Annotated in this window: 8 protein-coding genes; 7 read left to right on the top strand and 1 reads right to left on the bottom strand. The window is 57.8% G+C overall.

Features of this window, described 5'->3' with window-relative positions; all coding sequences use genetic code 11:
• The first annotated feature begins 143 nt into the window (after positions 1-143).
• On the top strand, positions 144-452 hold the full coding sequence (locus ACOCD2_RS09565) for a hypothetical protein (protein WP_293652540.1): 309 nt from the start codon (positions 144-146) through the stop codon (positions 450-452).
• A 57-nt stretch (positions 453-509) separates the two neighbouring features.
• Here the strand turns inward: ACOCD2_RS09565 and queG are convergent, their stop codons facing one another.
• A complete protein-coding gene (gene queG, locus ACOCD2_RS09570; RefSeq protein ID WP_295366746.1) occupies positions 510-1577 on the bottom strand; it encodes a tRNA epoxyqueuosine(34) reductase QueG in 1068 nt (355 codons plus the stop codon).
• A gap of 43 nt (positions 1578-1620) precedes the next feature.
• Here queG and ACOCD2_RS09575 point away from each other — a divergent pair, with 43 nt between their 5' ends.
• From ACOCD2_RS09575 to ACOCD2_RS09600, 6 genes are all read left to right on the top strand, one after another.
• Positions 1621-3135: an NAD(P)H-hydrate dehydratase gene (locus ACOCD2_RS09575; RefSeq protein WP_293645307.1), complete on the top strand. Its 1515-nt coding sequence runs from the start codon at positions 1621-1623 to the stop codon at positions 3133-3135.
• On the top strand, positions 3128-3613 hold the full coding sequence (gene tsaE, locus ACOCD2_RS09580; RefSeq protein ID WP_293645309.1) for a tRNA (adenosine(37)-N6)-threonylcarbamoyltransferase complex ATPase subunit type 1 TsaE: 486 nt from the start codon (positions 3128-3130) through the stop codon (positions 3611-3613). Before ACOCD2_RS09575 ends, tsaE begins: the two co-directional genes overlap by 8 nt.
• An 83-nt stretch (positions 3614-3696) precedes the next feature.
• Positions 3697-5058 (top strand): N-acetylmuramoyl-L-alanine amidase, encoded by a 1362-nt coding sequence (locus ACOCD2_RS09585; protein ID WP_293645311.1) that lies wholly within the window; start codon positions 3697-3699, stop codon positions 5056-5058.
• A 118-nt stretch (positions 5059-5176) separates the two neighbouring features.
• Positions 5177-5782 carry a c-type cytochrome gene (locus ACOCD2_RS09590; protein WP_293645313.1) on the top strand — a complete coding sequence of 202 codons (606 nt, stop codon included), beginning with the start codon at positions 5177-5179 and terminating at the stop codon, positions 5780-5782.
• A 162-nt stretch (positions 5783-5944) separates the two neighbouring features.
• A complete protein-coding gene (locus ACOCD2_RS09595; protein ID WP_294045483.1) occupies positions 5945-6523 on the top strand; it encodes a c-type cytochrome in 579 nt (192 codons plus the stop codon).
• A gap of 38 nt (positions 6524-6561) precedes the next feature.
• A complete protein-coding gene (locus tag ACOCD2_RS09600; RefSeq protein WP_293645317.1) occupies positions 6562-6882 on the top strand; it encodes a hypothetical protein in 321 nt (106 codons plus the stop codon).
• The last annotated feature ends 101 nt before the right edge of the window (positions 6883-6983 follow it).

Consider the following 6983-nt stretch of genomic DNA (forward strand, 5'->3'; position numbering starts at 1 on the left):
AAGTTGTTGCGTAGTGCTTGGTGACCAGGACGGCTGGGGCACCAATAGGTTGTCAAAGGCCGAGTCGATTTTGGGGACTGGGATGTCCCAAAATCTTTCACGAGGCCGAAGACACGCTTGACGTCATTGCCTCCATCACAGGCGTGGATGCATTGCTGCTGGAATGCAATCATGATGTGCAGATGCTGCAAAACGGCCCGTATCCACCGCGGCTGCAGGAGCGTGTCGGCGGCAACTATGGCCATTTGAGCAACGACCAGGCGGCACGAATACTGGCGCAAATCGATCACGGGCGCCTGCAGCACCTGGTGATCGGGCATGTGAGCGAGAAGAACAATTCGCCGGATCTGGCACGGCGCACCCTGGCCGGGGTCTGTGAGAGTCTGGATGCACGCCTGTCCGTCCTTGAGCAGGGCAATGTTTCCGGCTGGTTCTGCATGAATCCCGATTGATGCGGTTCGTGCCCACCGTATCCTGCGACCAGGGTACGGTGGGCAGGGAAATTCTTTTCAATCCTGTTTTTTCAGCTGCTGCAAGGCCCAGTGGGTGTGTTCTGCCACCATTTCGCTGGCCTCGGGCAGGGCATTCTGCAATACCTGAATGACCTCCTTTCCCCCTTCGCTGTTCCCCAGCGCCACGGCGATGTTGCGCTGCCAGCGTTCGAAACCGATGCGCCGTATGGGTGAGCCTTCCGTTCTTTTCAGAAAGGCAGTTTCGTCCCAGGAGAACAGCTCCAGCAGACCTGCCTGGTCCAGACCCTGCCGTGGCAGAAAATCTGCTTCCCCGGTGGGAATGGCGAAGCGGTTCCAGGGGCAGACCATCATGCAGTCATCGCAGCCATAGATATGGTTTCCCATGAGCGGTCGCAGCGCCTGGGGAATGGGACCGAAATGTTCAATGGTCAGATAGGAAATGCACAGTCTGGCATCGAGCCTGTAAGGCGCCACGATGGCGCGGGTGGGGCAGATGTCGATACAGGCGGTACAGCGTCCGCAGTGCTCTTCCGTGGGTATGTCGACAGGCAGGGGCAGATCGGTGTAGATCTCGCCCAGAAAAAACCACGAACCGGCTTCCCGGCTGATAATATTGGTGTGCTTGCCCATCCAGCCCAGACCGGCTTTGATCGCCAGGGGTTTTTCCAGCACGGGTGCCGAATCGACGAACACGCGGTAACCGAATTCGCCGATGTGTGCCTGGACGCGCTTTGCCAGCTTCTGCAGGCGCTTGCGCATGAGCTTGTGGTAGTCCCGCCCCAGGGCATAGCGCGATACGAAAGCCTTGGCCGGATTCTGCAGCACGGCCCTGGCATCGTCGTCCGGCGGCAGGTAATCCATGCGCACGGAAATCACCCGCACCGTGCCCGGTATCAGCTCTCCAGGGTGATAACGTTTGCTGCCGTGTTTCCACAGGTAGTCCATGTCGGCCAGCCGCCCGTCTTTCTCTGCTTCCTGCAGCCTGCTTCCCGCCGCCTGCAGATCAGTATCGGCGATACCGGTCTGCTGGAAGCCCAGTTCACGGGACCACTCCTTGATCCGGCCGGCGAGGGTGGCAAGTTCTTTGGCGTCAGGCGAAGACATGGCGGTAGAATAAAGCAAATCCATTTGCCCGTCTTTCATCATCATGAGTTACCGCCCCATGCCCAGAAAATCCAGCCTGCCTGCTGCCCTGTATACGGCAGCCCAGGTGCGTGAGATGGATCGTCTGAGCATCGAGCGCTACGGCATTGCGGGAGAGGAACTGATGGAGCGAGCCGGGCAGGCGGCTTTCGATCTGCTGCGCCGGCGCTGGCCGGATGCCCGTCGTATCCTGGTGCTGACAGGTACGGGAAACAATGGTGGGGACGGCTTCGTGGTCGCGCGGCTGGCTCTGCAGGCCGGCTTGCGCGTGACTGTCCTGCAACTGGGTGACCGGGAGCGGATTGCCGGGGATGCCAAAACCAATGCCCTGCGTTACGCGGCGCTGTCCGGTGACTGGCAGCCTTTCGGGGAGGCCCTGCCCCGGGATACGGATCTCATCGTGGATGGCGTGTTTGGCACCGGCCTGGAGCGCAATGTGGAAGGACGCTGGGCTGAAGCCCTGAAAGCGGTGAATGCCTTTCGGGTTCCAGTGCTTGCGCTGGATATTCCCTCCGGCCTGCATTCGGATACCGGAAGGATACTGGGAACGGCAGTGCGTGCGGATGCCACTGTCAGCTTCATCGGCCTGAAGCAGGGTATGTTCACGGCAGACGGACCGGACTGCTGTGGGGATGTGTACTTCGAAGCCCTCAATGTGCCGGCACAGGTCTATGCCAGCCAGATCCTGTCGGCCAGAAGGCTGGACTGGCAGCGACAGAAACAACTGCTGCAGCCGCGATCACGCACGGCCCACAAGGGGCAATTCGGGCATGTGCTGGTCGTCGGCGGCGACCGGGGCTACGGTGGCGCAGCCAGACTGTGTGCCGAGGCGGCCCTGCGGAGCGGCGCCGGGCTGGTCAGCCTGGCAACCCGTCCGGGGCACGTCTGTCCGGTGCTGGCTGCCCGTCCCGAGATCATGGTTCATGGCGTTGAATCACCGGCTGATCTGCTGTCACTCACCGGAAGGGCTCGCGTTGTGGCTCTGGGACCCGGCCTGGGAAAATCCGACTGGGGGCATGCCTTGTGGCAGGCGCTGATCGATACGGAATTGCCTCTGATAGCAGATGCAGATGCCCTGAATCTGCTCGCGGAATTTCCCCGCTCGCACGACAAGTGGATACTGACGCCCCATCCGGGAGAAGCTGCCCGGCTTCTGAAATGCACAACGGAAGAGATAAACGCCGACAGGTTCAGGGCGGTTGAGCGACTGCAGCGCCGTTATGGCGGCGTGGCAGTGCTGAAAGGAGCGGGAACCCTGGTGCTCGATGGTGGCAACAGGCCCACGGCTGTCTGTACCGATGGCAACCCCGGCATGGCCAGCGGTGGCATGGGTGATGTGCTGACAGGTGTCATCGCCGGTTTTGTGGCTCAGGGCTGGGATCTGGCCCATGCCGCTGAACTGGGCGTGTGTCTGCATGCAGCCGCAGCCGACAAGGCCGCCCGTGCCGGTGAGCGCGGCCTGCTGGCCAGCGATCTCATGTCCCACATCCGGCGTCTGGCCAATCCGGAAAATGAATAAGTCTGTTTTCCGCTGTGCTTCAGAAGAGGAGCAGATGGCCCTGGGCGCCTGCATGGCCCGGGTGTTTTCCGGCAAACCCCTGCTGATCTACCTGAATGGTGATCTGGGGGCGGGCAAGACCACCCTAGTGCGGGGTTTTCTTCGCGGGCTGGGCTTTCAGGGGGCGGTGCGCAGTCCGACCTACACGCTGGTCGAACCCTATCCATTGGAAGGGATGACCGTCTATCACCTGGATCTGTACCGTTTGAGTGATCCCGAAGAGCTGGAATTTCTGGGTGGCCGGGAGATATTCAGCGGCACCCATCAGGTGCTGGTGGAATGGCCGGAGAAGGGCGAAGGCTGGTTGCCGCTGCCGGACCTGATCCTGCAGCTCGGCTATCAAGACACGGGCCGCAGGCTGGAAGTCACCTGTGAGCCGGCTGATTGTGATCGGCTGCAGAAACAATGTGCTGCTTTTCTATCTGACTCTGGACTTTAGAAAAATATCTTATCCCCCCGAAAACACTAGAAAAAATATTTTTCCTGTGATATTTTTAAATCCAGAGGGAAATTTTCCATATCGTGAAGATCGGGATCATGAATATTCATCGCGTAAAAAATGCAGTTGTCCTGTTGTGCCTGCTCTGCCTGACAGCACCTGTTGCGGTGTTTGCAGATGCGAGTATTCATGGCGTGCGCATGTGGAATGCGCCGGATCATACGCGTCTGGTGTTCGATGTCAGCAAACAGGTGCAGCATCGCCTGTTTTCCCTGCATAATCCTGATCGTCTGGTCATTGATTTCGAAAAATCTGATCTGAAGGCCAAGCTCAAGTCGGACCAGTTCAGGAACCGTCATATTTCTTCCCTGCGCTATGCGCCCCAACCAAACGGCAAACTGCGCGTGGTGCTGGATCTGAAACAGGCTGTGCGCCCGCGCAGCTTCATGCTGCGGCCCAGTGGCCAGTATGGTCACCGTCTGGTCATCGACCTCTATGATCGCAATGGTGCAGCCAAAGCGGTGCAGAGCGTGAAAAAAAGCCAGAACATGCAAGGCGCAAGGGATGTGGTGATCGCCATCGATGCGGGGCATGGGGGAGAAGATCCTGGGGCCCGCGGCAAGAAGCTCAAGTCCAAGGAAAAAGTCATTACCCTGCAAATCGCACGCAGGCTGAAAAAGCTGATCGATGCCGAACCGGGTATGCACGCCGTGCTGACGCGAAAGGGCGATTACTATGTCGGCCTGCGCAAGCGCATGAAAATTGCGCGGCGGGAGCATGCCGATTTCTTCGTCTCCATTCATGCCGATGCCTTCCGCAACAGGAAAGCCCGCGGCGCATCGGTTTTCGTGCTTTCAAATCGTGGTGCCTCCAGTGAAGCTGCGCGCTGGCTGGCGGCAAAAGAAAACGCTGCCGACATGGTGGGTGGGGTGAGCCTGGATGACAAGGATGATGTACTGGCATCCGTGCTGCTGGACCTTGCCCAGACAGGCACCCTGGCCGCCAGTATGCGTGCGGCCCGCACCGTGCACCGGGAAATGGGCAAGATTGGCAGGCTGCATGGCAACAAGGTGCAGAATGCCGGGTTCATGGTGCTCAAGTCACCGGATATTCCTTCCATGCTGGTGGAAACCGGCTTCATTTCCAATCCCCAGGAAGAGCGCAAGCTGGCCAGCGCTTCCTATCAGACGAAAATCGCCAAAGCTGTTTTCAAAGGCATCAAGGAGTATTTCCACAACGAACCTCCTCTGGGTACGCGCCTGGCCCTGCAGAAACAGAAAAAGGCAGGGAAGCAGTCCGTGGCAAAATACGTCATTCGACGTGGCGATACGCTGTCTGCTATCGCCCAGCGCCATCGGGTGAGTATTGCGGATCTGCGCAGTGAAAACCGCATCAGTAACGATCGTATCCGTGTGGGCCAGGTGCTGAAGATCCCGAGCACCTGATTTCCCGCCGCAACAGATGCAGGTTCCGGTCGAAATCCGGTCTGTTGATATGCTTTCCCTTATTTCGTAAACTCCTAGCCTCCAGAGGAGTATTTTTTAAGAGGTGGAGACGAAGTATATGAAAATCACAAGAAAAACACTGGTAAGCGTATTGACCGGCCTGGCGCTGGCAATGTCATTGCCAGCCATGGTTCAGGCCAGCGAACTGACCGACAAGTGCGATTCCTGCCACGGCAAGAACGGCAATAGTGAAGACGACAAGGTGCCCAGCATTGCCGGATTCTCTGCAGTAACCCTGGAAGAAATATTCGAAGACTATAAATCCGGAGAAAGACCTGCGGACAAGTACAAGCCCAAGGATGGTGAAGAAACCGACATGCTGGAGATCAGCAAGAAACTTTCTGACGAAGATGTCAAGAAAGCTGCTGCGCATTACGCCGCTCAGAAGTTCATCCCTCACAAACAGCCATTCGATGCGGCACTCGCCAAGAAGGGCGCCAAGGTACACAAGAAACGCTGTGAGAAATGTCATTCCGAAAACGGTTCCAATGCCGATGACGATGCCGCTATTCTTGCCGGCCAGTGGAAGGGCTACCTGAAACGTCAGTTTGATCTGATCATGTCCAAGGAGCGCACCGTGCCCAAGAAGATGAGAAAGAAAATCAAGAAACTGAAAGACGGCGACGTGGAAAAACTGATTGAATTCTACGCAAGTCAGCAGTAGAAGGATTGTGAGAAACTCAAAAAAACGCTGCTTCGGCAGCGTTTTTTTACGCACCAGTCGCAGTTCCGGTTCAACAGTCAAGCAGGCAGGGTGTGGAGCAGGTTTAATGCGCTCTACTGAAATCATGGCTCCCGGGGTAAAGCATTGGTGCAAGCACCTGACATGAAGCTTTACCGGAACATGAGGGCTGCTACCGCCTGTGTCGTGCGCAGGCTTACAAAAGGGGCGCTTGTTGCCTGGGGGCTGGGTCTGAGTGGCATGGCAATGGCGGAAGCGCCGGCTGCCGTCCTGCCCGCCTACATCTGCGCCGGTTGCCATGGTACTGGTGGCAACAGCAATGGCCCAGCCATCCCGACGCTGGCAGGCGCATCGAGGGACTACATCATCAAAGCCATGGAGGACTACCAGTCGGATGAGCGCGTCTCTACGATCATGGGGCGCATCGCCAAAGGTTACTCGAAAGAGGAAATCGCGCGTATCGCGGATTTCTTTTCCGGACAGGCGTTTGTCCCCGCCCGGGGGCAGAAGTCCAACCCGGAACTGGCCGGGGAGGGCGCCAGGCTGCATGACCGCTATTGTGAGAAATGCCATGCCAAGGGTGGCTCATCCCCCGAGAACGACGCCGGTATCCTGGCCGGCCAATGGACACCCTATCTGAAATATACGCTTGCTGACATGCTGGCGGGCAGAAGCCGGATGCCCCAGAAGATGAAAAAAAAAGCTGGGGACGCTGTATCGTAAGGTGGGTGATGCCGCCGTCGATCAACTGCTCAACTACTATGCCGGCAGCAAGCCGAGGGGATCCGGCCGGTGAGGGGGATCACGCGCAGGCAATTTCTTTCGGCCGCTGGTGTGGCGGCGACAGCATCTTCCTGCCTGGCCTTCAGCCCTTTTGCCATTGGTGGCGCCAGGAAGAAAGTGGTCGTGGTCGGCGGAGGCATCGGGGGGCGACTGCGGCCAAGTATCTGCGTATGCTGGATGCCTCGATAGAGGTTACGCTGATCGAAGCCAACAGCGATTACTACACCTGTTTCATGAGTAACGAAGTATTGGCTGGCGGGCGCACTATTGATTCCATCCGTGTAACTACTCACCCCTAAGATGAGTACAAGCCTGCCTCGATGGATCTACAATCGCTTTTTCATGTCTGTAGAGGCTTGACATCATAGTACGCCGAGTCTATGCTATTGACCCAACACAT

It is taken from the genome of Thiolapillus sp. (assembly GCF_048562965.1).
Classification (GTDB): Bacteria; Pseudomonadota; Gammaproteobacteria; order Chromatiales; family Chromatiaceae; genus Thiolapillus; species Thiolapillus brandeum_A.

What these genes read in the sequence shown, in the direction of transcription:
- queG (WP_295366746.1), bottom strand. Translation starts at nt 1,577, where the DNA reads ATGTCTTCGCCTGACGCCAAAGAACTTGCCACCCTCGCCGGCCGGATC.
- ACOCD2_RS09590 (WP_293645313.1), top strand. Translation starts at nt 5,177, where the DNA reads ATGAAAATCACAAGAAAAACACTGGTAAGCGTATTGACCGGCCTGGCG.
- ACOCD2_RS09600 (WP_293645317.1), top strand. Translation starts at nt 6,562, where the DNA reads ATGCCGGCAGCAAGCCGAGGGGATCCGGCCGGTGAGGGGGATCACGCG.
- tsaE (WP_293645309.1), top strand. Translation starts at nt 3,128, where the DNA reads ATGAATAAGTCTGTTTTCCGCTGTGCTTCAGAAGAGGAGCAGATGGCC.
- ACOCD2_RS09575 (WP_293645307.1), top strand. Translation starts at nt 1,621, where the DNA reads ATGAGTTACCGCCCCATGCCCAGAAAATCCAGCCTGCCTGCTGCCCTG.
- ACOCD2_RS09595 (WP_294045483.1), top strand. Translation starts at nt 5,945, where the DNA reads ATGAAGCTTTACCGGAACATGAGGGCTGCTACCGCCTGTGTCGTGCGC.